This window comes from Methylobacterium sp. Leaf93 (genome assembly GCF_001422345.1).
GTDB classification, from domain to species: Bacteria; Pseudomonadota; Alphaproteobacteria; order Rhizobiales; family Beijerinckiaceae; genus Methylobacterium; species Methylobacterium bullatum.
The window spans coordinates 12,798-38,828 of the sequence record NZ_LMMS01000030.1; the positions used below are offsets into that span (position 1 = coordinate 12,798).

At 63.0% G+C, this 26,031-nt stretch carries 20 protein-coding genes and 3 tRNA genes; 14 read left to right on the forward strand and 9 right to left on the reverse strand.

What is annotated here, in order from left to right:
- Positions 1 to 144: 144 nt before the first annotated feature.
- On the forward strand, positions 145 to 1,506 hold the full coding sequence (locus ASF26_RS19955; protein ID WP_056258291.1) for a CmpA/NrtA family ABC transporter substrate-binding protein: 1,362 nt from the start codon (positions 145 to 147) through the stop codon (positions 1,504 to 1,506).
- Between the two features lie 201 nt (positions 1,507 to 1,707).
- Here ASF26_RS19955 and ASF26_RS19960 read toward each other — a convergent pair whose 3' ends face one another.
- The 3 genes from ASF26_RS19960 to ASF26_RS19970 all read right to left on the reverse strand — a co-directional run bounded on the left by ASF26_RS19960 (position 1,708) and on the right by ASF26_RS19970 (position 3,194).
- Complete coding sequence (locus ASF26_RS19960) at positions 1,708 to 2,154, reverse strand: hypothetical protein (protein WP_056258296.1); 447 nt, start codon at positions 2,152 to 2,154, stop codon at positions 1,708 to 1,710.
- A 15-nt stretch (positions 2,155 to 2,169) separates the two neighbouring features.
- Complete coding sequence (locus ASF26_RS19965; protein ID WP_056258300.1) at positions 2,170 to 2,655, reverse strand: hypothetical protein; 486 nt, start codon at positions 2,653 to 2,655, stop codon at positions 2,170 to 2,172.
- Positions 2,656 to 2,744: 89 nt separating this feature from the next.
- Positions 2,745 to 3,194 carry a hypothetical protein gene (locus tag ASF26_RS19970; protein ID WP_056258303.1) on the reverse strand — a complete coding sequence of 150 codons (450 nt, stop codon included), beginning with the start codon at positions 3,192 to 3,194 and terminating at the stop codon, positions 2,745 to 2,747.
- A 569-nt stretch (positions 3,195 to 3,763) separates the two neighbouring features.
- On the opposite strand from ASF26_RS19970, the gene ASF26_RS22855 reads away from it, so the two are divergent.
- On the forward strand, positions 3,764 to 8,239 hold the full coding sequence (locus ASF26_RS22855) for a hypothetical protein (protein ID WP_156463059.1): 4,476 nt from the start codon (positions 3,764 to 3,766) through the stop codon (positions 8,237 to 8,239).
- Between the two features lie 445 nt (positions 8,240 to 8,684).
- Here the strand turns inward: ASF26_RS22855 and ASF26_RS19980 are convergent, their stop codons facing one another.
- On the reverse strand, positions 8,685 to 9,725 hold the full coding sequence (locus tag ASF26_RS19980) for a hypothetical protein (RefSeq protein ID WP_082477720.1): 1,041 nt from the start codon (positions 9,723 to 9,725) through the stop codon (positions 8,685 to 8,687).
- On the reverse strand, positions 9,722 to 10,972 hold the full coding sequence (locus ASF26_RS19985; RefSeq protein WP_056258313.1) for an MBL fold metallo-hydrolase: 1,251 nt from the start codon (positions 10,970 to 10,972) through the stop codon (positions 9,722 to 9,724). Before ASF26_RS19985 ends, ASF26_RS19980 begins: the two co-directional genes overlap by 4 nt.
- Before the next feature lie 106 nt (positions 10,973 to 11,078).
- On the opposite strand from ASF26_RS19985, the gene ASF26_RS22290 reads away from it, so the two are divergent.
- The gene (locus ASF26_RS22290; RefSeq protein WP_082477721.1) at positions 11,079 to 11,336 is read left to right on the forward strand and encodes a helix-turn-helix transcriptional regulator; all 258 of its coding nucleotides are present in this window, start codon (positions 11,079 to 11,081) and stop codon (positions 11,334 to 11,336) included.
- Between the two features lie 20 nt (positions 11,337 to 11,356).
- On the opposite strand, the gene ASF26_RS23565 is transcribed toward ASF26_RS22290, so the two are convergent.
- The 3 genes from ASF26_RS23565 to ASF26_RS19995 all read right to left on the reverse strand — a co-directional run bounded on the left by ASF26_RS23565 (position 11,357) and on the right by ASF26_RS19995 (position 13,248).
- The gene (locus ASF26_RS23565; protein ID WP_244476012.1) at positions 11,357 to 12,019 is read right to left on the reverse strand and encodes a site-specific integrase; all 663 of its coding nucleotides are present in this window, start codon (positions 12,017 to 12,019) and stop codon (positions 11,357 to 11,359) included.
- Positions 12,020 to 12,482: 463 nt separating this feature from the next.
- Entirely contained in the window at positions 12,483 to 13,124 is a 642-nt protein-coding gene (locus ASF26_RS23570) for a DUF6538 domain-containing protein (RefSeq protein WP_244476013.1), read from the reverse strand.
- A 50-nt stretch (positions 13,125 to 13,174) separates the two neighbouring features.
- A tRNA-Gln gene (locus ASF26_RS19995) sits at positions 13,175 to 13,248 on the reverse strand.
- 740 nt (positions 13,249 to 13,988) lie between these two features.
- Between ASF26_RS19995 and glpD the strand changes: the two genes are divergently transcribed.
- Positions 13,989 to 15,497 (forward strand): glycerol-3-phosphate dehydrogenase, encoded by a 1,509-nt coding sequence (gene glpD, locus ASF26_RS20000; protein WP_056258316.1) that lies wholly within the window; start codon positions 13,989 to 13,991, stop codon positions 15,495 to 15,497.
- 97 nt (positions 15,498 to 15,594) lie between these two features.
- A complete protein-coding gene (glpK, locus tag ASF26_RS20005; protein WP_056258320.1) occupies positions 15,595 to 17,100 on the forward strand; it encodes a glycerol kinase GlpK in 1,506 nt (501 codons plus the stop codon).
- Between the two features lie 56 nt (positions 17,101 to 17,156).
- Here the strand turns inward: glpK and ASF26_RS20010 are convergent.
- Positions 17,157 to 17,230 (reverse strand) — tRNA-Cys (locus ASF26_RS20010).
- Between the two features lie 206 nt (positions 17,231 to 17,436).
- On the opposite strand from ASF26_RS20010, the gene ASF26_RS20015 reads away from it, so the two are divergent.
- The 9 genes from ASF26_RS20015 (at position 17,437) to ASF26_RS20050 (ending at position 25,798) form a co-directional block, all read left to right on the forward strand.
- Positions 17,437 to 17,512 (forward strand) — tRNA-Asn (locus ASF26_RS20015).
- Positions 17,513 to 17,879: 367 nt separating this feature from the next.
- Positions 17,880 to 19,181 (forward strand): glycosyltransferase family 1 protein, encoded by a 1,302-nt coding sequence (locus ASF26_RS20020; protein WP_244476014.1) that lies wholly within the window; start codon positions 17,880 to 17,882, stop codon positions 19,179 to 19,181.
- Between the two features lie 238 nt (positions 19,182 to 19,419).
- Positions 19,420 to 19,605, forward strand: coding sequence for a hypothetical protein (locus tag ASF26_RS22860; RefSeq protein WP_156463061.1), 186 nt, complete (start codon positions 19,420 to 19,422; stop codon positions 19,603 to 19,605).
- Complete coding sequence (locus tag ASF26_RS20025; RefSeq protein WP_056258329.1) at positions 19,574 to 21,778, forward strand: polysaccharide pyruvyl transferase family protein; 2,205 nt, start codon at positions 19,574 to 19,576, stop codon at positions 21,776 to 21,778. Before ASF26_RS22860 ends, ASF26_RS20025 begins: the two co-directional genes overlap by 32 nt.
- Positions 21,779 to 21,991: 213 nt before the next feature.
- Positions 21,992 to 23,305 (forward strand): glycosyltransferase, encoded by a 1,314-nt coding sequence (locus tag ASF26_RS20030; protein ID WP_244476015.1) that lies wholly within the window; start codon positions 21,992 to 21,994, stop codon positions 23,303 to 23,305.
- A 68-nt stretch (positions 23,306 to 23,373) separates the two neighbouring features.
- A complete protein-coding gene (locus ASF26_RS20035; RefSeq protein WP_056258336.1) occupies positions 23,374 to 24,375 on the forward strand; it encodes an NAD-dependent epimerase/dehydratase family protein in 1,002 nt (333 codons plus the stop codon).
- 140 nt (positions 24,376 to 24,515) lie between these two features.
- Entirely contained in the window at positions 24,516 to 24,758 is a 243-nt protein-coding gene (locus ASF26_RS20040) for a hypothetical protein (protein ID WP_056258341.1), read from the forward strand.
- Between the two features lie 116 nt (positions 24,759 to 24,874).
- Complete coding sequence (locus ASF26_RS20045; protein ID WP_018043850.1) at positions 24,875 to 25,201, forward strand: hypothetical protein; 327 nt, start codon at positions 24,875 to 24,877, stop codon at positions 25,199 to 25,201.
- Positions 25,202 to 25,261: 60 nt separating this feature from the next.
- The gene (locus tag ASF26_RS20050; RefSeq protein WP_156463062.1) at positions 25,262 to 25,798 is read left to right on the forward strand and encodes a hypothetical protein; all 537 of its coding nucleotides are present in this window, start codon (positions 25,262 to 25,264) and stop codon (positions 25,796 to 25,798) included.
- Positions 25,799 to 26,031 lie beyond the last annotated feature (233 nt).

Consider the following 26,031-nt stretch of genomic DNA (forward strand, 5'->3'; position numbering starts at 1 on the left):
TGTTCGCCACCGGCCGACACCGCGAATGAAGACGATCCGGCCTGAGATCCGAACGAGTATTGGCCTTCAGCCGCTCTCCGGAAACAGACCTGCCGGCTCAGTTCTTGCTGCCATTTTTCTAAACGATCATCACCGGAGTCCGCGATGGCCCTGTTCGATAAGTATTCCGGTTCACGACCCCGCCTGAGCCGCCGTGGCTGCAGCTGCGGGGTGCATGTGAGCCAGGCCGAGCACGAGGCGGCGCTCCCGACGGGCGACGCCGCTGTCCAGCGGGTCGTCGAAACGTCGATGATGCGTGCCGTATTCCCGCGGGAAGCCGAGCGCCGCGCCTTCCTCCGAAGCGTCGGCGCAGCGACCGCCGCGGCGGCGATCAGCCAGTTCCTGCCGACGCGGTTCGTGGCCGAGGCCTTCGCGGAAGGGGCGAAGCCCGAGAAGAGCGACCTCAAGGTCGGTTTCATCCCGATCACCTGCGCCACGCCGATCATCATGGCGAAACCCATGGGCTTCTACGAAAAGCAGGGCTTGAACGTCGATGTGGTCAAGACCGCCGGCTGGGCTGTGATCCGCGACAAGACCCTGAACAAGGAATACGACGCCGCCCACATGTTGGCGCCGATGCCCATCGCGATCAGCCTGGGGCTCGGCTCGGCCGCGGTGCCCTTCGCGGTGCCGGCCATCGAGAACGTCAACGGCCAGGCGATCTGCCTGGCGATGAAGCATAGGGACAACCGCGACCCGAAGAACTGGAAAGGCATGAAGTTCGCGATTCCGTTCGACTACTCGAACCAAAATTACCTGCTGCGCTACTATCTGGCCGAGCACGGCATCGATCCCGACGCGGATGTACAGCTGCGTTCGGTGCCGCCGCCCGACATGGTCGCCAACCTGCGGGCCGACAATATCGACGGGTTCTTGGCACCCGACAACGTGGTCCAGCGCGCGGTCTACGATGGCGTCGGCTTCATCCATATCCTGTCGAAGGAGATCTGGGACGGGCATCCCTGCTGCGCCTTTTCGATCGCGCAGGATACGATCCAGCAGATGCCGAACACGACGGCGGCGTTGCTGCGGGCCATCATGGAAGCGACGGCGCATGCCTCCAAGCCCGAGAACCGCAAGGACATCGCCGCCGCCATCGCTCCGGCGAACTACCTGAACCAGCCCCAGACCGTCATCGAGCAGGTCCTCACCGGTACCTACGCGGATGGGCTCGGCGGCGTGAAGAAGGACCCCAAGCGCGTCGCCTTCGATCCCTTCCCATACGAGAGCTTTGCGGTCTGGACCATGACGCAGATGAAGCGCTGGGGTCAGATCAAGGGCGATGTCGATTACAAGGCGGTGGCGCAGCAGGTCTACCGTGCGACCGATGCCGCGAGATTGATGAAGGAAGCCGGCCTCACCCCGCCGACGGCGACCACCAAGACTTTCTCGGTGATGGGTAAGACCTTCGATCCGGCCAAGCCGAAGGAGTACATCGACTCCTTTAAGATCAAGCGGGCCGGCTGAATCATTCGCATCTGTGTGGGACCGTGACAGAACTATTCACTCAAGCGTCGGCGGCCGGCTGATGCGAGTTAGGTGAAAATCCGACCAGTGGGAGACACTCCTCTTTCAGAAAGGACCCGAAATGCTTGCGGATAGAGGGAGAAGGATCTGTTGCCCACCAACGTACGTGGTGAGGCCCCATTGGGCCACCATGATCAACGGCTACGGAATTGTTCGGTAATGTGAGTCGCTGCGCACGATTACGGCAGCATCGGTAAGGCCGAATACCCATCGCAACCTGTCGATAATACTGGGCCGCTGTAGCCGACGATCTGCATACAGGACGAAGTGGCGCGGAACCGTCTCGTAGACGATGCGGCCACGGGGAAAATGTTCGTATTCGTAGGACGCGATCATCGTCGGCAGGCCCCGTTTGCGGAGGCCGGCCGGACGTAGGCGGCGCCAGCCCTCCCAAATGTCGTAGTGCGCGCCGGGGTAGGTCAGGCAGTCGCCATAGGGCTCCGCCTCCGACAGCGGGAGCCTGGCATGAACCAGTTCCCAGGAGCCATCGCCCTCGCGTAGGCCCCAGAAGATGCCGACGCTCGGTGGAAGAGAAGTCGCAACCGACGGTGTTGGCCCATCGGTAGGCTGGTCGAGGGTGTTCGTCATGCGTCATCGCCCCCTTCAAAGAATGAACTTCCAGTCGATCCGTCGTACTCGTGCGGCCGTGTCGGTCAGGGTCGCCGAACACATCACGACGATGTCCTGTTTGATCGCCGTCGTGCCCGCCCGCACTGGGTTCGGCTTGACCATGAAGCAGAGCCCGGTCGCGGGCCAATGCTTCTGCGTGTCCGGTGCGTTGACCGACATCAGGGTCAGTGAGTTCACGCTTAGGGCGTAGCCGTATGCGTTCTCCATGTCGGGCGTCTGCGCCGTCGTGAACGCGACGACCATCTTCGCGCCCGTCTTGCCGTCACCGTAGCCGGTGACGAACGTGACCTCGCCTTCGCCATCGTCCACGAGGCGGAGGTCGTTGTTACAGGAGGTAGCTTGCCCGTTGACCTTGAGTTCGAGGCAATGCCCTGGGTTTACCTCGTCGACGGGTGGGTTGGCCAGCGCTGCCTCGCCTGACAGTAGGGCAAGGGCGAGCGCGATCATCTTACGCTTCATGGAAGGTCCGTTCCTAGCGAAGTGGGAGGCGTGCTGTGGGGCTAATTGGTCCGATGGTATCGACGGGGCTTGGCCCCACCGTCACCCGTTCAGCGCCGCTTGAGGGTGCCGCCGAAGTCGCAGGACGGTCCGTGAAAGTGGTCGCAGTTTTCCGAGGTGATTTGCACGCGGCTGCGTTCGCCGTTGTAGCGAACCGTAATCTCGCAGAACTCGTTGGGATCGTCGGCCTTCACCCGCAGACGAAGGGTGCTCGCGTCCAGCTTCCTGGCGGTGCCGCGGACCTCACCCGTGCATTGGTTCAGGATCGCCGTATCCGCGATCACCAGATACGCGCTGTTCTCATCATCTCTATCGACGACGAGCACCTGGAGTTCGAGGCGGCCATCGCCCCGCCCCTGGAAGCGACCTTCCAGTCTCAGATCTGCGTAAGCGTTTGATGTGAGCAGAGACCCGACGGCTGCCAGGGCGATGATGAACGGACGGCAGCGAGCTGACTTGACCTGTTGGGAAGCCGCTGCGCGGGCGAGTGTGGAAGGCATCGCGTGTGTCCTCTGCTGTCGGAAAAGCCGACAGAGGGGATTCACGTTGGCCCGCCTGAAATTTACAGGGCAACGTTGATTCTGGGTGTGGCAGACTGCCTCATGCCGTTGCCGGCATACCAAACTGAGCTTTCAGGTGTATGCCTCTACACGCCGTTGGAGGAGGCCCGTAAGCTTCTGGTTTGCGCCAAATGCGGACATCAGGTGGCTGCCCAGAACCGGACACACAGCCTCGATGTCAGGAGGTCTGGTGTCGACCCGTTGAAGAAGGTGAGAACGGGTGCTCAGTCAGGCAGAGATCTACCGCCGGAACGAGTGGGCACCGACGAGCAATCATCATAAGCTGCGGCATCCCCGATCGTAGGCGTCGCGTAGGGCTTCCCGAGGCTTGTGAGAAAGTCTCCTCGGTAGAGTTCGACGCCGCGGTTGACACGGGCTTTGAAGCTCTCGCCAGATTCTTCTGGCTCCTGTCGAGCCAGGAGGCGCTTGAAGGCCCAGACGTCGAGCCATCAACTTCTCGGGTTAAGCCCAACGCGGCCAGCCCGCGTTATAATGGATACATTTCAAGAATGAGATTTGTTGATTTAAACCGCAGTTTTGTTCCGATAAAGAAGGATAAAGAAGCGAGCCTCGACATCGGACGGACATGGGGTCGCAAGATCGCTGGGTGGCTCGACTGGGATGAGCTGTTGAAATACCAGCGCGTGGTGCTTCTGGCCGAAGCATCAAGCGGCAAAACGGAGGAATTCCGTAACAGCGCGCAGGCTTTAGCAGCTGCCGGTGGCCACGCTTTCTTCGTGAGGGTCGAAGATTTAGCCGATGACGGCTTTGAGCAGGCGCTGGAAAGTCCGGAGGTTGCACGGGCTTTCGAGCGATGGCGCGCGCTGGATGATGGCGGAAATGGGCCTGAGGCTCGGTTCTTCCTCGATTCTGTCGATGAAGCTCGCCTGAACAATAAGAGTTTCGAGAAAGCGTTGCGTCGCCTCGCACGTGAGTTGGGTGGTGCGCTCGAGCGGTCGCGGGTTTTTGCCTCCTGCCGCGTCAGCGATTGGAAGGGTTCGGATGACCGGGAGGCTTTTACGCGTATCCTTCCTGTACGTGCGAGGCCCGAACGCATTGCCGACCAAAGTGCGGCCGATGCTTCGTTGCTCGATCCCATCTTCAAGGAGCGGTCTCGCAATAACCCCGGTCCAAGACAGCGCTCGGAACCGCGCCCGTTTGACGAGCTGATCGTTGTGCAGTTGGTCCCTCTATCTTGGGACCAGCGACAACAATTAGCGACGGCGTCGGGGGTTTCGGATGCCGAGTCTTTCGGCCACGCTATCACTGAAAACGGTCTCGACACGCTTGCCGAAAGGCCTGGCGATTTACTGGACCTCGCCGACTATTGGACGTCCTATGGGCAGTTCGGAACTCTGTCAGAGATGATAGAGCATGGCGTCGCCCGAAAGCTAACGGAGCGCGCTTTCCGGCCCGACAACCGCGATCTGGACAGTACTCAAGCCCGGCAAGGCGCTGAAAGGGTCGCGGGGGCCCTCACCCTGGCAAAGTCGTTCACGTTGCGGGCCCCCGGCCATAACGCTGATCCGACGCTCGCTTCGGGCGCACTGGACCCTGTTGAGGTGCTGCCGGAATGGACCGAAGCTCAACGCAATTCGTTGACGCGGCGTGGTGTATTCACTCCCTCCACCTATGGACGGGTTCGCTTCCACCACCGAGGTACACAAGAGTACTTGGCTGCGAACTGGCTTGACCGCTTGCTCAAGCATGGTTGCCCACGCAGCGCCGTGCATGACCTGCTGTTCGCCGATCTCTACGGCGTTCCTACTGTCGTCCCTTCGTTACGAGCGACTGCAGCATGGCTCGCGCGAGAATATCCCGACGTCCGCGACACGCTGTTGCAGCGTGAGCCGCTGGTGTTGTTGCGTGAGGGCGACCCGCGATCTTTGCCCCTCGATTCAAAGGAGCAGCTGCTCCTAACTTATGCTGAGCGGCATGCGAGCGGCGAGATTTCCGACGATAGCCTCGATCATCGTGCTCTTTGGATGTTCTCCACGCCGCTGCTTGCAAACGCGATTCGACTCGCGTGGGGGCTCAACGCGCGGGAGGGATTTAGGGTCGATCTGCTTCGTTTGATCCGAGAGGGACCCGTCACGGCTTGTGCGGATCTAGCGCGCTTAACCGCTCTCGATGTGTCGGTGTCAGATATTCTGCGAACCTACGCGGTGGAATCGCTCGCTGCCTGCGGTGATCATGATGCGCTCACGGCGGTCGCAGCTTTGATCCGTTCAAGACCCGCTCCCGCGGGTTCACAATTGGCGATTGATTTCGCTAGATTCTTGTTTCCTTGTTACCTTTCAACCGACGACCTGCTCTTTCTGATCGAGTCCGCCGCACCGGATCGGAAAAAATCTCTCGGAAGATTAGGCTGGGCATTAAAGCAATTTTGGCGAAACTGCCCGCACGATGAAGCGAGGCTAAGGTTTTGCGATGGGCTTGGCCAACTCTGCCTCACCCCGCCCTTCGTATCTGACTATCGCCGCGTCTCCGTCCGGTTTGCCGAGCTTTCGCGCGATCTCGGTCAAATAGCTCGAGACTCCGTCCGACGCTTTGGAGAGAGAGCACCTTTACCTTTGCTCATGGCAGTCGAGCGTGCGGAACGCGACCATAGCGCTCTCAACGACGACAAACCAAGTCTATCGCTCGAAGAGTTAGTCAACAGCCATGCTGGTTTGAAGCGATCTCTGTTCTGGGCGGACGTTGAGGAAACCCGTCGAAACGCAACTCAAACAGCCGATCGCCCTTCGGCAGTTTGGCACATTTACTTTTCCGGTAATCCGCTTTGGCAGTTCGAGCAAAGTGATCGATCCTGGCTGGAAGCAGATGTTTGTAGTCGTGATCTTGAGGACGATCGACGCATTGCACTCAGCGCTGTGGTGAGATTGTTGCATCAAGCTCAGAAAGACACTTCGGCAAGCGATCCGACACTGAGATCGCACGAACCGCACCTTCGTATGCTTATGGCCGGTGGTGGCGAGCGTCTTGCCGAAGACCTTACAGGTTACCTCTCGCCGCCGGCAAAGCCGAGCGATGCTGAGCGTGAGAAGCGAGGAGTTCTGAGGGAGCAAAAAGTCGATGAAGCCCGCGAAAAAAAGGATAAGGCTTCATGGGTGCGATTTCGGGAGGAAGTTTCCGCAGACCCTACGATATTGCGTGACCCGGCCAGGCTCAGCAATTGGAAAGATGGCTCGCAAAAGCTGGAGGTTCTTACGCGGTGGCTGAGGCGAAGAACCGATGCGGACTACGAAGACGCTGCGCGCCAGTGGAGGTTGTTGGAAGAGGGCTTCGGGCGTGCAGTCGCGGAAGCCTACCGCGACGGCATGAAGGTGCTGTGGCGCATCACCGAACCAGCGCGGCCTGATCGCGGTTCCGGCGGCGCGGTGACAGAGAAGTATCCAACGATCCTGTCAATGTCAGGCATCGGCATCGAAGCGACAGAGGATGAAGGGTGGGCGGCGCGTTTGACCGAACCGGATACGCATCGCGCGGTTGCTCACGCTCGTCTGTCTGAGCGAGGCCATCCTGAATGGATCGACGGTATCATTGCGAGCCGCCCGTCGATTGCGCTTCCGGTGCTACGTGAGATGCTCGTTGACGAGTGGTCTGGCCGCCTGCCGGGCTATGTAAGTCCGATGGGGCACTACACGCGATCAAATACATCCATACCTTCGGCTGTCGCTGATATCATAGTAGAAATTGTGAGTGGACCGTGCGCTGACCAGCTTGATATCTTCGACCGCGGTCTTCGCCTACTGCTACGTATCAGTCTCGACGAAAGCAGCCGCGCTGCTCTTAGGCGCCTTTCACTACGACGACTCCGCGCCGCGGCGAAACGTGGGACCGAAGAATGGCTGAGCCGTCACTTTGCCATGTTGTTTCAGGTCGATGCCGACCGAGGCGTGCAAGAGTTAGCGACATGGCTGGATCGCCTAACAGCGCCCAGCGGGGCGGGATCGGGCCGTGTTCTAGCGGGGTACGCTGAAGACGATTTCGAAATTGCACCATGTCGCTCTACGATTGTGGAGCATGTCCTTGGCACAATGTTCGGCCGGGAAGACCGTTTACTTTGCTCGCGTGCGCTCAAAATTGTAAATGTTGGCGCGTTGACTGGCCTTGTGCGCTTAGCTTACCGGCACATCCGTCCCCAAGACGACATAGAGCACGAGGGCAGTTATACGCCAGGTCGACGAGACGCGGCGCAAGAGGCGCGCAATGTGATCTTGGGCGCATTGCTAGATCGGTCCGGTGCGGATGCTTACCGCGCGGTGCGCGAGCTTGCTGCCGATCCACTTTTTGAGGCCCGATGGCATCGGTTTAACGAACTTGCGCATGGGATGGCGGAGCGTGACGCTGAGCTTCCTGCGTGGAGCCCGCTTGAGGTTTTTCATTTTGAGCGCACCAGCGTCGCCCCCGCCAAGACGGGCGATGCTCTCCTTAAGGTAGTGACGGGCGTTCTGTCAGACATCAATGCCGACTTGACGGGAATTGGGTCCGACTCATCGTCCCGCGCTCTTCTGCAGCGAGCTGAGGTTGAGGAGGAGGTGCAACAATGGCTGGCGGAGCAGATGAACCTTCGTGCTGTGGGTCGCTTTCACGCCCACCGAGAAGCGCAGGTTGCGGGTGGGGACAAACCGGACATTATAGTTTCTTCAACAGCCTCGGCCGCGGAAGTCGCCGTCGAAGTCAAGCATGGCGGCCAGGGCTGGTCAGTTCGTGACCTAGAGAGCGCTCTGAATTGGCAACTTGCTGAGAACTATCTCAAACCAGTCAACAGAAGACACGGTGTGCTAGTGGTTTCTCACCATGGTGATCGCTCGTGGCGGGCACCGGAGGATCGCGCAGTTCTGTCATTTGAGAACGTGATGACACGACTGCAGGAAAAGGCAGAAGGACGAACGGTTAACCGCGTCGGTGCAATTTCGCTACGCGCGATAGGTATTGACGCTTCACGCGCTCCCGATCTCAGGCGTAGAGAGCGCCATTAAACGAAACACTCTCGGAGGTTACGATAAGCTCCGTCGACGGCCAGTAGGCACAAATGGTGCATAATACCAATCGGCATTGATCAGCACCCATACGCCCATTTTCGCCCCCCGAGGGATATGATCTTCCAGGTCTGATCTGTGAGCCTGTTCCAGGCTTTACAGCAGTGGTCGAGGACAAGCGAGCTGGCCTCAAGACCGCGAACGCCCGTCCTACTCGTGCCATCGCGGTTGTCCAGAGAGCCTCCCGAGAAAGCAATCGACGATAATTTTCGCGCTTGGTCCTTTTTTGCTCGCGCTGAGGCGAGTACACTATCGCTACCTCTGTCTCGGACAGGTGAGGGTTCCTGAAGCGGACCTCCCCAGCTTCCGCAAAGGGGCACAGATGGATGTTGGGCGCCGCCAACATCCACCCGTCGAAGACGTCCGCGGTCAAACCGCGTTTTTCTCAAGCTGTGAAGGCGGGAGATCGACGTCCAAGAGTGTTGCCGACCGCGTGGACTTTCAGGCCGAATCCATGTCCGCTCGTATCCGTTAGCCGCTTGAAGTGGCTCTGCCAGATCGTGCCGTCGCGTTGGTCCTTGTCGAAACCGAAGATGACGAGACGCGGCTCGGGGTCGACCGTGGGCGGGGTGCCGCTGTTTGCAACACGGGAGATGAGCGGATGAAGTGGGGCCAAAGCCGGAGTGCCGGTTTGCACCCGGCGGCGCATGGCGTCGATAAGGGCAAGCGCCTGGCAGACATCGCGATAACTCTGGCTGATCGCATTGGCATGATGTGCGAGGGTCCGCCGATACCGGTCGATCTGCTCCGCCACCCGCGGCGTTTCCCCGGCGCTGGCACGAAGTTCCGGGTTGGCAAAGTGCTTGGCCTCGTGGAAGACGATGCGGACTTCCCCGTCCTGTTCTTCCAAGGTCGCTACGTCGATCCGGTCCGCGCCCCCGGCTGCTGACGGTAATGGCGCTTGGGCTAACTCGCCTGCTTCCTCCTGGGCGGCTGCGACCAGGCCGTCCTTCGAATCTTCCGTCGTCAGCGGGGCAATGGCGCTAAACGCAACCTCGACGTCGATGACGTGGGGGCTAGCGAGGAGAAGGCCGTGCAGACCGATCTTCTCAGGGCCGGTGAGCGCGTCCGCAGCCTTGATCATTTCCCGCAACGTTGCTGGACCCTCGTAGGTGCGCCAGAGAGCGGTGTCGGGATCGATGTTGAATGTTCCGTCCGCGGCCAGGGTGACCGATCCCTGCTTCCGGCGGGTCAGGTACTTGGCGTGTGTGGTCGGTACGAGTCTGTTGCCCTCACGCTCCACGCGGAAGATGGAGGCGCCGCGGTAGTAGACATTCAGGTACTCGGCGCGGATCGCGATGACGAGGTCGCGTCTCGCCAGGACGTCTCGCCACCAATTGCCCTCAGACTGATTGGTAAGAGCTTCCAGTGCTGCGAGGTAGGTCTCGCTAAGGCCCCTGTAGAACGACGAAGACGACGAACTCACGCTGCGATCTCCCACCACTGACCGTCCTGTTTGATGCTAACGCTCGGACCGAACAATTCGGGGAAGCCGTCGGCGTGAAAAGTATGGATTGGTACGATCCGGCGCGGGGCGATAGCCTCCGCGAGCCGCTTCAGATCCGGGATGCTCGCGTGGCCCGACGTGTGGGCATGGGTAAGTGGAATGCCGCGCTCGGTCAGATCCGCCTGCAGGGCCAAGCCCCGTTCCTGGGCGAGGTAGCCGTCCCATTGAGACCAGATCGCGGTCGCGCCGGACAGGCACTCGGCCCGGTCGAGGTCTCGCAGCATGGCCGGCCGGAACAGGAAGGCGGCACGGGGTGCCATCGCCCGCAGATGTTCGGGAAAGATGCGGTTGGCCGCGTGGGCTTCGAGCAGGTCGAACCGCCCGGTCTGCTTGATCCGGACCCGTTGGTAGTGCGGCACGAATACGGCCATGCACGGCCAGTCCGATTGAGGAATGTTGGCGTTGCCGGTCGCTCGCAAGACTTCGGCTGCGTAGAGGTCGATGACGAGGGTTCGTCCGCTGCGCTTGCAGGCGCGGTAGAGGGAGACCATCCGGTCGATGTTCTGGGCAGAGGCCGCGACGAGAGCTATGCCGGCGGTATCCTGGAACAGCGAGACGAAGCGGTCCTCGACGTCGGACTCCGTCGGGAAACGCTGGTCCGGATCGAGGCGGCCGAGGCTGGACCCTTCCAGCAGCAGGAGATCGATGTTCTTCGGCGGGTGCCGGATGAAGCGCTCGAACAGACTGGCCTTGCGCCCATGTCCCCGGAAGTCGCCCGAGTAGAACAGGCGTTGCCCGCCGGCTTCGACGAGGAGGGCGTAGGCGTCGTAGGCCGAGTGATCGACGAGGGTCGGCGTGACCGTGAACGGGCCGAAGGTGAGGGGTTTGCCGTTCTCGATCGTGATCGTCGATGGCGGTAGGTAGGCGTCCGGGACGAACGGGGCGACGGCCGTCAAGATCGCCTGTGTCGCGGCGCCCATGACAACCGGGAGGTCCGGTCCGGCGAGATGGGCCAACCCGACATGGTCACGGTGTCCGTGTGAGAGGATAAGCGCCTTCAGATCACCGCCGCCGGCCATGCCATCCACGACTGGATGACACGACGCATCTCCCGGATCGCCGTCGAGCGGGAGGCCAAGGTCGAGGAGGATGCGGGCGCCTTCGTGGACCAGCTCTATGCAGGTACCGCCGATCTCACGCGTGCCGCGGTGGATACGAACCTGCATCTGAGCCGAGACCCCGTGCGGTCGTCGCGCCGCAGGCCAAGCTTAGCGGTAACCTGTGGCTATAGCCAGTGGTTAAATAGCCCGCCCTGCCCGCTCATTCCCAACTATGAAGGGTCGGGCCTTAGTCGCGTGGAACGTGCGTCGAGTACGTGTGGCGCAAGGAATCAGCCAAGAGCGGCTGGCAGCGGACGCTGGAGTGGACCGGGCGTATCTCGGAGGGCTTGAGCGGCAGGCCGAGAACCCGACAGTTGACCTTTTGGACAAGGTCGCTGACGCCCTTGCCGTGCCCCTGGGGGAATTGTTTGTAGCGCCCGCTGAAGGAGAAGCCCCGCCTGTGCCCCTGAAGGGCGGGCGCCGCCGCTGAACGCCTGGGTATTCCAGAGGTCAGGCGGTTTTCATTGCGTGCAAGGCAGTTAAATCCACTCCAATGGCTATCGTCTCGATGGCCGCCTGCAACTGCATCAAGGTCGAGCGCTTTGTGTAGAGAGCTGTCTCGCCCGCTGTAGCATGGCCCGTAACGTGGTCGATCACCGCTGAGACTACGCCGGCTTGATGCATCAGGGTTGTTGCCGTGTGCCGGAAGGAGTGGAAATCCAGTCCTGGTCGGTAAATTCCTACCTCCCGCCGGTAGCGCGTGAACCACTTGGTGAAGGCATGGCCGAGGCGGTCATCGGCTCCGCCCGGTTCAAGGCCTGGAAAGATCCGCGGTTGCCGGGACCGGCGCTGGGTGTCGACATGGGCGAGGAAGCCCAGCCGGACCAACTCGGAGTGCACGGGCACGCGTCGTACAGCAGTTGCGTTCTTCACTTTGCGTGGTGGGCGATCGTTCACATCGATGAACCAAACACCCCCGTCCTGCCGGATATCGTCGACATGCAGCTGACAGATTTCCTCCTGTCGCAATCCGGAGAATACGGCGATTAGAGGCAGCCAGAATTTTTCGTCGCGCAGGATGATGTGCCCTGGGACCGCACGACGGCGTTCGGAATGGCAACCGGTCCAAACTGGGCTCGCAAAAAGTTGGACGAGTTCGGCCTGCTCCCACATATCGCGCTGGTCGCTGGCCTTGCGCGTGCTGCTAAAGCGGAAGCCTGAGAAGATGTTTGTTGGGGCGTCATCCTTCGATACGGCGGCCGTCCAAAGCGAGGATAGCGCTGAGAAGTGCCGCTTGACCGTCTTCTGAGTGATGACGGGGGGACGTCCGATGGTGGGGAGCGCATCGTATGCGGCCAGGATCTGGTCGACGGTGAGGTCGCGGTAACGCGGATGCTTCCCGTAATCATTTGGTAGCCGCTCTATCCGTTCCCGGAAGCGGCCGGCATCCTTACGGGTGTACGCTGCAAGGGGGCGGTCCGCGCATAGGTCAATGAATAGCCGGAACGTTGCTCCCGCTTGGGCCGCTGTCTGTCGGTCCCAGGCGCCTGTGGCGACCTGTGTGGTACGGAAGGCCGCGCCGACTACAGATAATGGGTCGGGTGCCTCATGCGTCGCTTCGGGCTCGGGCTCGGGCTCAGACGCAGGCGTCGGTGCCGATGCGCTTTGCTCGGCGAGATGCGGTGGAGGGGGGTGTCGCCTCCAGCTGGGCTTTCAAAAGTTTGTCGCGTGGCTCGAAGTTGAAGTCGCCCTCGTGGCGGGCCTTGAGCGCTTCGGCCACGTCAATGCCTGCGCGCAGCATCGCCTGCCGCGCTTGGGAAAGTTCCGCCGGGCTTAGGTTGGAGGGTTTAATGCCCTGTTTGTTGAGCATCTGGGCGGTGACGAAGCCCGCCTCCTCCACTCGGTTGCACGCGAGCGCCTCCCGGTTCCGCGCCGCCATTGTCTCGTACTGAACGACACGGCGCTCACGGATGTCGTTCGGGATTGCGCCGCGCGTCAGACGCCCCTGGTTCTCCTGATCGAGAATCAGCCCGTAAAAATCCTGTACGAGGCGGGCGAGTTGGGCGTCGGTCAGCATCGGCGTCGCGTTCAGGGTCGAGAAGATATTCTCTGACGCGACGTATAGCTGACAGGCTCTTAGCTTGGCAGTCCGCGCGTCCGATGTCCCGAGGCTGCGTACCATCTCGGTGAGGCGCAATTTCGGCTGCAGGCCGGTCGGTATGCGTCGGCGGAAATGAAAGGTGCGTCCACGCAGGACGACATTCGCGATCGGTGCCACTCCGCTCCTTCGGCACCTGGCTGGGTGCCTTGTTGACTTAGGTGTGACAGTGGCTGGGGGACGAGGATTCGAACCTCGACTAGAGGAGTCAGAGTCCACTGTTCTACCGTTAAACTATCCCCCAACGAACCCGTGAAAGACACGGCGTTTTTGCCGCCGTTCTCCGAGCTTGGCCGGAAGCTTCGTGAGCGCTTCCGAACGAGGTTGTTCGCATAAGGCACTGTTCCTGTCCGGTCAACCACCCGAATGAAGCCAAACAGGGCGATCGCTCGAAGGGAAGGAATCCCGGAGTTGCGTTTGGCCGGAGTCACGGGGCGCCTGTCACGTCGGAGCGGCAAGCGGTCCGCACTTCCGGGCCTGCGTCGCCCGTACCCCGTGGAGATGCGGCCCGTGGAGGCGTGCGAGATCAAGGCCTGATCGACGTGCGGGGCAGTCGACCCGCGCATGCTCCGTGCCTCGAGCGGGTTCCCTAACGTCCGGACGCATGGCGGCCGGTCGGCTGCTGGTCGAATGGGGAGGATCGTGCCGGAAGGCCGGCTTGTCGAAACGGATATGCCGTTTTAGCCCCTATACCGAGCGGCGCCGATCCCGACCGATGGTCGTTCTCAGCACGTTCGGCGGACGCCCGCCGCCGCGCAGTCGCGCGGGCGGCCAGCGATGAGGTCTTCTCATCGTCGGCCGGTATTAGTGAAAACGTCTTGAGGTCCGATAACTTCTCGTGTCGTCTCGATCCGGGCCGGTCGCCGATATCCCCGATCCCGCGATCTCCGGCGCGGGCATTCCTGACGGAGGCGGCCGTGCCGGCTCGACCTGTCCCCCTCATTTTTGGGAGGGCTTCGAGGATGGGGAAAGTGAGGTCACGGCTTGGACGCGAACGATTACGATCTCCTCGTCATCGGCGGCGGCATCAACGGCGCGGGCATCGCGCGCGATGCGGTGGGGCGCGGCCTTCGGGTGATGCTCTGCGAGCGCGGGGATCTGGCCGAATTCACCTCGTCCTCCTCCACCAAGCTCATCCATGGCGGCCTGCGCTACCTCGAACATTACGAGTTCCGGCTGGTGCGGGAGGCTCTGGCCGAGCGCGGACGCCTGCTGCGGCTGGCGCCTCACATCATCTGGCCGTTGCGCTTCGTCCTGCCGCATGACGAGGGCCTGCGCCCCGCCTGGATGCTGCGGCTCGGGCTGTTCCTCTATGACCATCTCGCCCGCCGTCGCGCCCTTCCCGGCTCCGCCTCGGTGACTCTCCCAGGCTCGGATTTCGGCCTGCCGCTGCAGCCGCGTCTGACGCGGGGCTTCGCCTATTCGGATTGCTGGGTCGAGGACAGCCGCCTCGTGGTGCTCAACGCCATGGATGCGCGCGAGCGCGGGGCCCAGATCCGGACGCGCACCACCGTCGAAGCGGCCCGTCGCGACGGGACAACCTGGGTCGCCACGATCCGCCACGTCGGGACCGGCCGCAGCGAGGCCGTGCATGCGGGGATGATCGTCAACGCGGCCGGTCCCTGGGTGAGCGAGACCCTCGGGCACACGCTCGGCCTCGCCAGCCGGGCGGCGGTCAGGCTGGTGAAGGGCAGCCACATCGTCGTCGGCAAGCTCTACGAGGGCGATCACGCCTACATCCTGCAGCAGCCGGACGGGCGCATCGTCTTCGCGATCCCCTATGAGGGGGCTTTCACCCTCATCGGCACCACCGACGTGCCCCATTCCGGGGAACCGGGCCGGGTCCAAATCTCCGAGGACGAGACCCTTTATCTCTGCGACTGCATCAACCGGTCGTTCCGGGCTCGGATCCATCCCGGCGACGTGGTCTGGAGCTTCTCGGGCCTGCGCCCGCTCTTCGACGATGCCGCCGCGAAGGCCTCCGCGGTCACCCGCGACTACGTCCTCGACGTCTCCGACCGGGATGGCCGCCTGCCCGTGCTCTCGGTCTTCGGCGGCAAGATCACCACCTACCGGCGCCTCGCCGAACACGCGTTGGCCAAGCTCGCCCCCTATCGCCCCGGGATGAAGCCCGCCTGGACCGGCGATGCGGTTCTGCCGGGCGGCGACATGCCGGGTGCCGATTTCGAGGGGTTCCTCGCCGACCTCATGGCGCGCAGGCCCTTCCTGCCACCCGCGATGGCACGGCGTCTCGCCCGGGCCTACGGCACGCGCACGGACGGCCTGCTCGGCACGGCTCGGACCCTCGCCGATCTCGGGGCGGATTTCGGAGAAGGGCTCACCGAGGCCGAGGTGGCGTATCTGATCGATCGGGAATGGGCGCGCAGCGCTCAGGACATCCTCTGGCGCCGCTCGAAGCTCGGGCTGCACCTGCCGCCCGAGGGACGGGCGCGGCTCGAAGCCTATATGGAGGCCAAAGCCGAAGCGGCTTGACCGGGTACGCGAATTCGCTTCGCTCTTTGCTGTGTCGCAGGTTTTTCTCGCAGAACCGGGGGCCACTTCTGCGAAACCTGCTTAGGGGGAGACGGCCATGTCGCGCTATGTCGGGGCGATCGATCAGGGCACGACCAGCACGCGCTTCATCGTCTTCGATCGCGGCGGCGCGATCATCACGGTGGCTCAGCGCGAGCACGAGCAGATCTACCCCCGACCCGGCCATGTGGAGCACGACGCCAACGAGATCTGGCGCAACACCCGGACCGTGATGCGCGAGGCCCTGGAGACGGCGGGGCTGCAGCCGTCCGATCTCGTTTCCATCGGCATCACCAACCAGCGCGAGACCACGCTGATCTGGGATCGCGCCAGCGGGCGCCCGCTCCACAACGCCCTGGTCTGGCAGGACACGCGGGTGGACGGGCTCGTGGCCGAGTTCGCCCGCGACGGCGGCAAGGACCGTTTCCGTGCGCTCACCGGCCTACCCTTGGCGAGCTATTTCTCCGGCCTCAAGCTCGCCTGGCTCCTCGACCGGGTGCCCGGTGCCCGCGCGGCGGCCGAGGCCGGGGATGTCCTGTTCGGCACCATCGACACCTGGCTCGTCTGGAACCTCACCGGCGGCCCGCAGGGGGGGCTGCATGTCACCGACGCGACCAATGCCAGCCGCACCCAGTTGATGGCCCTCGACACCCTCGACTGGGATACCGGCATGATCTCGGCCTTCGGCATCCCGCGGGCGATGCTGCCGAGGATCGTCTCCTCGAGCATGGTCTATGGCGAGACGCGGAGCGCCCTCCCCGGGGTGCCCATTGCCGGCATCCTCGGGGACCAGCAAGCGGCCTTGTTCGGCCAGGCCTGCTTCTCGCCCGGCGAGGCCAAGAACACCTACGGCACCGGCTGCTTCGTGCTGATGAACACCGGGACGGCTCCGGTGCCCTCCACCTGCGGCCTCGTCACCACCCTCGCTTACCGGCTCGGCGACGAGGCGCCGGTCTATGCTCTGGAAGGCTCCATCGCCATCACGGGCGCCCTGGTCCAGTGGCTGCGCGACAATCTCGGCCTCATCCGGGACAGCGCCGAGATTGAGCCCCTCGCCCGCACCGTGGAGGACAATGGCGACGTCTATTTCGTGCCGGCCTTCTCGGGGCTCTACGCGCCGCATTGGCGGGAAAGCGCGCGCGGCATCATCGCCGGCCTCACCCGCTACGCCAACAAGGGTCATATCGCCCGTGCCGCCCTGGAGGCCACCGCCTACCAGACCCGAGAGGTCATCGAGGCGATGGAGACGGATTCGGGAATTGCGATTACGGAACTGCGGGCCGATGGCGGCATGGTCGGCAACGACCTCCTGATGCAGTTCCAGGCGGACCTCCTCGCCGTGCCGGTGCTGCGCCCGAAGGTGACGGAGACCACGGCGCTGGGGGCCGCCTACGCGGCCGGCCTCGCCACGGGATACTGGGCCGGCACCGGCGACCTCGTCGCCAATTGGGGCGTTGACCATCGCTGGCACCCGCGGATGGACGAGGACCGGCGCAATGGGCTCTACGCCGCCTGGGGCAAGGCGGTGACGCGCTCGTTCGGATGGAGCGACCCGGCGGGATAAGGCGCACCGGCCATGACCGGGCGCGCGCTCCTCAAAGGCAGGGATCGAGAAAGATTTGGAGGCCTCGCCCGGAATCGAACCGGGGTGCAAGGATTTGCAGTCCTCTGCGTAACCACTCCGCCACGAGGCCTCGGCCACATCCCATCGAGGAAGGAATGGCGCCTCCGGATCGGGCGGGCGATCCGAGGTGACGGGTCTCTTACAGAGCCCGGGCCTGGTCCGCAACGGGGATTCCGCGACAGGAGGCCAAACGGAGGCGAGGCCGTAAACAAAGCCGACAAATATGCGAAGAGGCCTTGCGTCCCGCCAAAGCCGTGTGTAGAGACCCCGCCGTGGTCCCCGATAGCTCAGTTGGTAGAGCAAGCGACTGTTAATCGCTTTGTCGTAGGTTCGAGTCCTACTCGGGGAGCCAATCACCTTCCCCGGCGCCTGCGATACAGGACCAGGTGTTGGATGGAGGAGCGGTCGCTCTTCCGTACCAATCGCCGTCCCGCTAACCCTCCTCTCTGGCTATCGCCATCGACGGCGCGTCATTCCGCCTGACCAGCTATGCGCTGACGGTGCGATGCGGTAGCCTCGTTGTGTGCTGGGGAGCACGTCATATTTTGGACGTGCAGTGCTCCCATTGAGCGTCTATGTTCTCAAGCGGGCGGGGCGTTCCTTACGATGGCAAAAATCGCTGACTTCGGTGGTAGTCAGAGGCGGGAATGTGTCATGCGACGGTGTATCTCCGTCGTCGGAATCGCATCGCGGGTTCCATGACAGTTTCGAACATTCTGATGGACTACACGGATCTGGTGTCTTTCTTCAAAAGAGGGCTGCCGATTACGGGGATTCAGCGCGTCGTCTACGAGATCACTAGCGCTATACAGGCAGACGATCTCGACTGCGTCATCACTCCCATCGGTATCACGCCGTTCAAGCGGCGCCTCGCTCCCATCAGTGCTCCGATGCTGGAACTGATCGAAGCGTATGGCCGAACCAACACCGTCCAGGGCCGCTCCCTCGTCGCCAAGGCGGTGGAGGAACTGAGCTATGTCCGCATCTTCAAGAACCAGCCGGCGGCTGCCGCCGACAGTTCCATGCCCCGGTCGGCTCCGTGGCTGGTGATGCTCGGGGCGAGCTGGTCGCGCTCGAACTATGCCGGCATCGTCAGCGCGCTGAAATCCGCCGACATCTCCTGTCGCAAGGCGGTCCTCGTCCACGACATGCTGCCGATTGAGCGGCCCAAGCTCACGTTCCGGTCGGCCCATGCCACGTTCAAGCGCTGGATCGACCTCGTGCTCGAGACGGCGGATGTGATCTTCACGCCGTCCCGCGCCACCGCGGAGGCCCTCATCGCCTATCAGGGATTCGATTGCGGGCGGATCGTGACCCTCAATTTCGGCGTTTCCCAGATCGGCGACAACACCCCGCCGAAGCCGCTGAAGGTCAAGGAGCCCTACATCCTCTACGTCTCGTCGGTACACCCGCGCAAGAATCACCGCGTCGCCATCAAGGCCTGGTCGCTGGCGTTCAAGGGCAACGAGGAGGCGGCCCCGAGCCTCGTCTGCGTCGGGCACAGCAAGCGCAAGAAGCGCATGATGCTGCGCGCCATCGTCAGGCGGACTCCGCTGGCGCGGAAGCTTCACTTTCTCGCCAAGGTCGACGACCTGGCCCTGCGGACGCTCTACAAGAATTGTCAGATGTTCGTGTTTCCCTCCCGCTACGAGGGGTGGGGATTGCCGGTGGCCGAGGCCCTGAGCTTCGGCAAGTTCGGCATCGTCTCGAAGACCACCTCCCTGCCCGAGGTCGGTCAGCATTTCGTCGATTATGCTCTCCCCCATATGACGAGCGAATGGGTGGCCAAGATTAAGGCCTACGCCACCGACCCCGCGTTGCTTCGGGAGAAGGAGCGCGAGATCGACAGGAATTATAGGCCCGCCACCTGGACGGATACCGGCCGGCAGATCCTGGCGGCCCTGCAGCGCGTGGACGACGAGGCCAACGCCGCTCGTGTCGCCAAGCGTCCCGCCGCGCCCCGCCGCGTCGTCCCGCAGTCGGACGCGGCGCGGCAGCGCGTCCCACAGACCACGCCGTGATGGCACTCGTCCCTCCCCGCCGTTCGTGGGCCGGAGCGAGGCCGATGACATCCTGCGGTTTTGCTGATGCCGCGACATCTCGGCCTGGACACCCCGCGGAATCAGCCTTAATCAGGCGCACCAATGACTTGGGAGAATTGGCGGACTTGGCATTCAGGCACTCAAATGCAGGATGACCTCGGCGTCCGCCGACAGGACAGGGTCGGCGAACTCGCCGAACTGCCGAAAACATAGTCACTTGAGCGACGATGGCATTTTTGCGCAGCCTGTATTCCTGGTTGCGGTGGGGCGAACACGAGAGCGTCCTGACGATGCTGACGGATTTGAATCACACCATCACGATACGATCATTGTTTTCGTTTTAGAGAATCCAAGAACCAAGGACGTGATCTATGGCGACATCCATCACCCGGTACGTGCGTGAGAAAGGCGAGATTCCGCTGGCCTGGGCCGGTTCGACCCTGGACATGAACTATCTCAACTTCGGCGACGCTCTGAGCCCGGTGATGATCGCGCTGCTCTCGGGCAAGCCGATCCGCAGGGCGCCGATGAAGTCGTTCGCGCCTCGCCTGTCCTGCGTCGGTACGATCGGCCACGGCTTCGCCAACGGCGAGGTCTGGTTCTGGGGCACGGGCTGCTCCAACTGGGCCAACCCTTCCGCTCCGGCAGATGAGAAGAAGCCCTTCGTCCCGTCCCCGGAATCGCATTTCACCGTGACCGCCACCCGCGGCCCGGTCTCGGAATCGCTCCTCTCGGCTAAGACCCTCTCGCATGCCGTTCCGTACGGCGACCCGGTCTGGCTGCTGCCCCGATTCTACAAGCCGACGGTCAAGAAGCGCTATAAGCTCGGCGTCATTCTCCACCTGTCGGAACTCGCCAACCGAGAGATGGAGGCGGTGCCGCGCAAGGAGATCGCGCGGTTCCGGATTCCGGCCGAACTCGCCGACGACATCCATCTCATCACGACCGTCACCGAACTGCATGTCGGTGCGCTTCAGTCGAAGATCGATGAGATCCTGTCCTGCGAGCGCATCGTCTCCACCAGCCTGCACGGCATGGTGATCGCGGAATCCTACGGCATTCCCTGCCTGTATTTCGCGCCGAGCCTGAGCAAGGACGGGCTGCAATCGGTGGAGCTCACCCCCGGTGGCGACGTCGACCTGCGCATCGTCGATCTCTATACTGGCCTCGGCCTGCCGAAGATCGACGTCTACAACCAGCCCCGGCCCAAGCCGAGCGACTGGCCCGCGATCATGAAGGCCATCGACAAGAGCTGGTCGCCCAAGACCTTCGATGGCGATGCCCTGATCAACGCCTTCCCGGTCGATCTTAGCCCGATCGCCGCCGCGCCCGGCGAGACGATCTGGGAGCACAAGGCTCTCACCGACCTGAAGCTCCGCCACGATGTCGGCGAGTTGAACCGGCTGGACCGGAAGGAGTTTCCGGGAGGTGCCAAAGTGGCCGCCGCCCGATTTCCTGACGAATCTCCCAAAGGCGCTCCCAAGGCCGCTGCGAGAGCTGTGGCCGAAAAGACTGTCTCCGAGCCGGCTGGCGAAGATGCTGCGGCGAAGCTAGAAAAAAAAAAGAGCTCCGTCGCTCTCCTGAAGCGCATTAAATCGACCCTGCCGCCCGGTTCGGTGCCCCTGGCCTGGGCGGCCAGTTCGCAGAAATTTCCCTACGCCAATTTCGGTGATGCGCTCAGCGCCGTCATGGTCGCCGCCATCTCCGGGCGCGTCGTGCGTCATGCGGCCTTCGACAGCAATTCCGAGCGTCTCGTTGCGGTCGGAACCATCGGTCACGCTATCAGCAACGGGACGGTCCACATGTGGGGCACCGGACTCGATGCCCAGCGCAGGCCGGGCAGTCCGAACCCGGCGCCCTATCAGCGTCCGGCGGGAACCGAGTTCCACGTCCATGCCGTGCGCGGCCCCAAGACCGGCGCCGTACTAAGAGCGCAAGGCATCACGGTGCCGGAGATCTACGGCGATCCTGTCTACCTGCTGCCCAAGTTCTGGCCCATGGACCATGTGGCGAAGACCCATGAGATCGGCGTCATCGTCCATCTGACCGAGCTCGCCTCCCAGGATCCCGCCGCCACCGTCCTCGACGTGATGACGCGCTACGGCATCCCGCCCGAGCGTAAGGGCGATATCCGGATCATCAACACGATCACCGAACGCGACGCCCCGTCCCTGCGCGCCAAGGTCGAGGAAATCGTGTCCTGCCGGCACATCCTCTCCACCTCGCTCCACGGCCTCGTGATCGCGGAATGCTACGGTATTCCCAGCGCTTGGTTCGCCACCTACGGCCAGGGCGAGGGCCGTGAATTGAAGCTCGACGACGATGAGGAGAAGGTCGATCACCGGGTGCGAGATTTCTATCTCGGCGCCGGTGTGACCCGCCTCAACGCGTTCTGCCTGGAGCGGCGCGCCAAGCCCGAATGGGACAAGGCCATCGACTGGATCAAAGCCACATGGCGGCCCCTGACCTACTCGCCCCAGGCGTTGTTCGAGGCCTTTCCGCTGCCGAAGGCGGTCGAGTTCGAGGCGACCCCCTGGCCGGTGGAGCCGAAGGTGCTCAAAGCGCTGAAGTTCTAGGCGTCCGGCCCAACGGGACGCGTCGTATCGTCGTGGCCACGCGGCGATAGAAGAGAGCCGAACTCCGTCCTCCCCGAGGCGTCACCGCCGGAAGAGGAGGAACGGAGTTCGCATGGCACGGGACCGGACCATCGATGCGAACACGGCATGTGGTCCGAGTTTTCCATCCTTTTCGCCAACGAGCCATCGCAGAACCATCCGAGGAAGTCCGGAATGCCTAAAAGTGTGATGTTGGATGGGTACAATCTCGGCTTGGAGAAGGGGACCGGCGTCGCCACCTACGCCCGCAACCTGAGCTACGAGCTGCACGAGCTCGGCTACCGGACCGACGTCCTCTACGGAACCCGCGCTTCGCCGGGCATCGATCCGCTCCTGCGCGAGATCTCGTTCTTCGATCCGGCGGTGGGCGTTCCGCCGCAATGGCTGGTGATCCTGCGCTATCTTCGCGACCAGCTCACCTCGCCCCTCGGGCGGCGTGCGGTGAAGGTGCCGATCACCGGCACCGTCATCAGCAAGACGTTCGAAGCGCGGATGCCGTATTTCGACCAGATCTGGAATAGCGTGAACTTGTTCGACGTCGCGCTCGCCTATTTCAAGACCTATAACCGCACCCTGCGCGTCAGCGGCCTTCGCACGCCCGACATCATGCACTGGACCTATCCTCTGCCGATCCGGATTCCGGGCGCCAAGAACATCTACACCCTGCACGACCTCGTGCCCCTGCGCCTGCCCTTCACCACCGGCGACATCAAGCGGCGCTACCTGCGCCTGATGCGGCGCATCGTGAAGGATGCCGATCACATCGTCACCGTGTCCGAGACCTCGCGCCGGGACATCATCAACCTGCTCGGCTGCCCCGAGCACCGGATCACCAACACCTACCAGTCGGTGGAAATCCCCAAGAAGTTCGCCGAGAAGCCCGAGGACGTGGTCCGCCGCGAGATCGAGGGGGCGTTCGGCCTGCCCTACAAGGGCTATTTCCTGTTCTTCGGCGCCATCGAGCCCAAGAAGAATGTCGGCCGCCTCGTCGAGGCCTATCTCGCGAGCCAGGTCTCGGCGCCCCTCGTCATCGTCGGCGGCGCGGCCTGGAAATCGGATATCGAGTTCAAGTTCATCAATCCGACGACGAACTCGTATCTCGAGCAGATCGACAACATGACCTACCAGCGCGACCGCATCCGGCGGTTCGACTACGCGCCGTTCTCGCTCCTCGTCAGCCTCATCCGCGGCGCCAAGGGCGTGGTGTTCCCCTCCCTCTACGAAGGCTTCGGCCTGCCGGTGCTGGAGGCCATGCTGCTCGGCACCCCGGTCATCACCTCCAAGGAGGGCTCGACGCCTGAGGTCGCCGGCGATGCCGCGCTGCTGATCAACCCCTACGACGCACGCGACATCGCCGACGCGATCCGCGCGGTGGATTCGGATGCGGACCTGCGCGGGCGCCTCTCCGAAATGGGCAAGGTCCAGGCGGCGAAATACAGCCCCGAGATCTATCGCGGGCGCCTCAAGGAACTCTACGAGCGACTCTGAACGAACCTTCCCGGACCGCCGGCCTCGTCGGCCGGCGGTCCGGGCGACGGTGAGGCCTCGACCAGAAGATGGCGATTCTCGTGACCGGAGCCGCGGGCTTCATTGGCTACCACGTGGCCGATCGCCTGCTCGCGCGCGGCGAGGCGGTCATCGGCATCGACAATCTCAACGATTACTATTCCGTCGCGCTCAAGCGGGACCGGATCGCCGATATCGCGACGCGCCGGGGCGACGCGTTCCGTTTCCTGCCCATCGACTTCTCCGATCATGACGCCCTCGACAGGGGCCTGGACGGGCATGGGATCGACAGGATCGTCCATCTCGGCGCGCAGGCCGGGGTGCGCTACTCCATCGAGAATCCGCGCGCCTACGTTCAGGCCAACGTGGTCGGTCACCTCAACATCCTGGAATTCGCGCGCCACCGGGGCGTGGCGCACCTCGCCTATGCCTCGTCCTCCTCGGTCTATGGTGGCAATACCTCCCTTCCCTTCCGGGTCGAGGACCGTGTCGACCATCCGGTCTCGCTCTATGCCGCCACCAAGAAGGCGGACGAGTTGATGAGCGAGACCTACGCCCATCTCTATCGCCTGCCCCAGACCGGCCTGCGCTTCTTCACCGTGTACGGGCCATGGGGACGGCCGGACATGGCCCTGTGGCTGTTCGCCAAGGCGATCTTCGCGGGCGAGCCGATCCGCGTGTTCAACGACGGCGCAATGCGGCGGGATTTCACTTACATCGACGACATCGTCGCCGGCATCCTCGCCTGCCTCGACGATCCGCCCCCCGATGACGGCGCGGAGAAGGCCGGGGGCAGCCATGCGCCGCACCGGCTCTACAACATCGGCAACAACACGTCCGTGCCGCTCCCGCGCATGATCGACGTGCTGGAGAAGGCCTGCGGGCGCCCCGCGATCCGCCGGTCCGAGCCGATGCAGCCCGGCGACGTGAGGGAAACCTACGCGGATCTCAGCGCCATCGCCCGCGACCTCGGCTATGCCCCGACGACGCCGATCGAAGTCGGAATCCCGGCCTTCGTGCGCTGGTTCAAGGCCTATCATCGACTCGGCTGACGCGGCCCGCTTCTGCCCGAGGCGCCGATCCGCCGGCGGGACAGTTGCCATACCCCATATGGGGGATGGCAGGATTGAGCGGGATGGTAGGGGTTCCGTGATCCAAAGCCGCGATCTCGCCCAGCACCATTGGACCACCGATGTTCATCGATTGCCGCATCACCTACGACCTTCGTTCCGATGACCGGAGCCTCGACAGGTGGACGGTCTTCGACACCAAGACCGGTCGGCCGGCATTGGTGAAAGGACTGAGGCAGGTCGGGCTTGCCTTCGCCGTGGCCGACCAACTCGTCGACGCATTGAACGCCATGGAGCGCGCCGCACCGGGATCGTCGGTGACCTGGTCGGACCGCTTGAGCGGGCCGCTGCTCGCCCCCGTGTGATCGGCCGGCGGCTCTCGACACGGGACGGCAACGTAACTTGATCAGGACGAATCCATCTCGTCCCGAGCCCTCCAATGATTTAGGTTGCGTCGTTCGAAACATCGCGATCTGCGTGCATGGAAAAAGCGCTTGCTCAGGCCATCAAGGGGCTCGGGAAATTCGGACCGGATGGGCTCGTTTTTTCCGTGATCATCCTGGCGACATTTGGAGCCTTGATCGCCCATGTCGATCCAGCCTGGGCCATCGGCGCGGGATGCCTCTTCTGCATCCTGTGGCTCATCCGCAATTTCGCCACGGCGCGTATCGACCTTCAGGCCAGAAAATCCAGCCTCGAACTGACGGCGAAATCACGCGGCGCGCCCATCGCGGCACAGAAGCCGCGCACGAAGCGGATTCCTCCATCGTCGGCCGGTTCGCCGGACCAGCCCCCTCCGCCGCCCTAGCGCCTCCTCCTGTTTGTCAACGCATAGATTGTGTCATACATCCTGAATATGGTGACCGGCATGCAGGGAACGCCCTTCGTTATCGTCGCGATCTTGGCGCTCACCCTTCTCGTTGCGCGTGAGTTGATCCGCGCGACCCACGACACGCATCGAAAGGCACGTGCCCTGGAGCGAGCGAACGCCGATTTGAATCGGTGTTTCGATGTGACCGAGCGTGCGCTGAAGGATGATCGCGTACCGGATCGCCTCCGCAACCTGTTGCTCGGGCAGGCACATGCACTGTCCGATTTTGAGGCGGGCGAGCGAGTGCTGAAGGCGTTCATCGAGATGCTCCATAACCGCCGTGACGTTCCATCACCATCCGATCATCCCATCGCACTTGCGGTCGAGGAACTGGCCGCTTCGGATCCCCGCTTAGCCGCCGAGTGCCGGTCGGCATTGGTGGACGGGATGTTGGCGCTGATCCTGATCCATGCCGACGCCTTCAGCATCGATGAGACCGTTGACGAAGCCGTGCATGAGGCCGCGCGAAATCCATTCAGCGTGCCCGCCGACATATCGGGTATGTTGAGCGGTTCCGGCTTAGCCGCAGCCTGATCCCACGCTGCCGTTCCCGTCAGCTCCGGCCAGGGCGAAGGCCGGCCGTCACCATCGCGGGAGGCGGAAATCGCCTGGCGCCGGCCTCTCCGCGTAGCCGGTCGCCGGACGTTGCCTCCGCCCTCTTGACGACGTGGTCTTAAGACAACGCTAACCCTGTTCTTTTACCACGATGGGGTCGGCGAGGAGCCGTCCCGCATTGGTCTAATCGCGTCCCGAGGGGGCGCGATCCC

What these genes read in the sequence shown, in the direction of transcription:
- ASF26_RS19955 (WP_056258291.1), top strand. Translation starts at nt 145, where the DNA reads ATGGCCCTGTTCGATAAGTATTCCGGTTCACGACCCCGCCTGAGCCGC.
- ASF26_RS19960 (WP_056258296.1), bottom strand. Translation starts at nt 2,154, where the DNA reads ATGACGAACACCCTCGACCAGCCTACCGATGGGCCAACACCGTCGGTT.
- ASF26_RS19965 (WP_056258300.1), bottom strand. Translation starts at nt 2,655, where the DNA reads ATGAAGCGTAAGATGATCGCGCTCGCCCTTGCCCTACTGTCAGGCGAG.
- ASF26_RS19970 (WP_056258303.1), bottom strand. Translation starts at nt 3,194, where the DNA reads ATGCCTTCCACACTCGCCCGCGCAGCGGCTTCCCAACAGGTCAAGTCA.
- ASF26_RS22855 (WP_156463059.1), top strand. Translation starts at nt 3,764, where the DNA reads ATGAGATTTGTTGATTTAAACCGCAGTTTTGTTCCGATAAAGAAGGAT.
- ASF26_RS19985 (WP_056258313.1), bottom strand. Translation starts at nt 10,972, where the DNA reads ATGCAGGTTCGTATCCACCGCGGCACGCGTGAGATCGGCGGTACCTGC.
- ASF26_RS22290 (WP_082477721.1), top strand. Translation starts at nt 11,079, where the DNA reads ATGAAGGGTCGGGCCTTAGTCGCGTGGAACGTGCGTCGAGTACGTGTG.
- ASF26_RS23565 (WP_244476012.1), bottom strand. Translation starts at nt 12,019, where the DNA reads ATGTGGGAGCAGGCCGAACTCGTCCAACTTTTTGCGAGCCCAGTTTGG.
- glpK (WP_056258320.1), top strand. Translation starts at nt 15,595, where the DNA reads ATGTCGCGCTATGTCGGGGCGATCGATCAGGGCACGACCAGCACGCGC.
- ASF26_RS20020 (WP_244476014.1), top strand. Translation starts at nt 17,880, where the DNA reads ATGGACTACACGGATCTGGTGTCTTTCTTCAAAAGAGGGCTGCCGATT.
- ASF26_RS20025 (WP_056258329.1), top strand. Translation starts at nt 19,574, where the DNA reads ATGGCGACATCCATCACCCGGTACGTGCGTGAGAAAGGCGAGATTCCG.
- ASF26_RS20030 (WP_244476015.1), top strand. Translation starts at nt 21,992, where the DNA reads ATGCCTAAAAGTGTGATGTTGGATGGGTACAATCTCGGCTTGGAGAAG.
- ASF26_RS20035 (WP_056258336.1), top strand. Translation starts at nt 23,374, where the DNA reads ATGGCGATTCTCGTGACCGGAGCCGCGGGCTTCATTGGCTACCACGTG.
- ASF26_RS20040 (WP_056258341.1), top strand. Translation starts at nt 24,516, where the DNA reads ATGTTCATCGATTGCCGCATCACCTACGACCTTCGTTCCGATGACCGG.
- ASF26_RS20045 (WP_018043850.1), top strand. Translation starts at nt 24,875, where the DNA reads ATGGAAAAAGCGCTTGCTCAGGCCATCAAGGGGCTCGGGAAATTCGGA.
- ASF26_RS20050 (WP_156463062.1), top strand. Translation starts at nt 25,262, where the DNA reads ATGCAGGGAACGCCCTTCGTTATCGTCGCGATCTTGGCGCTCACCCTT.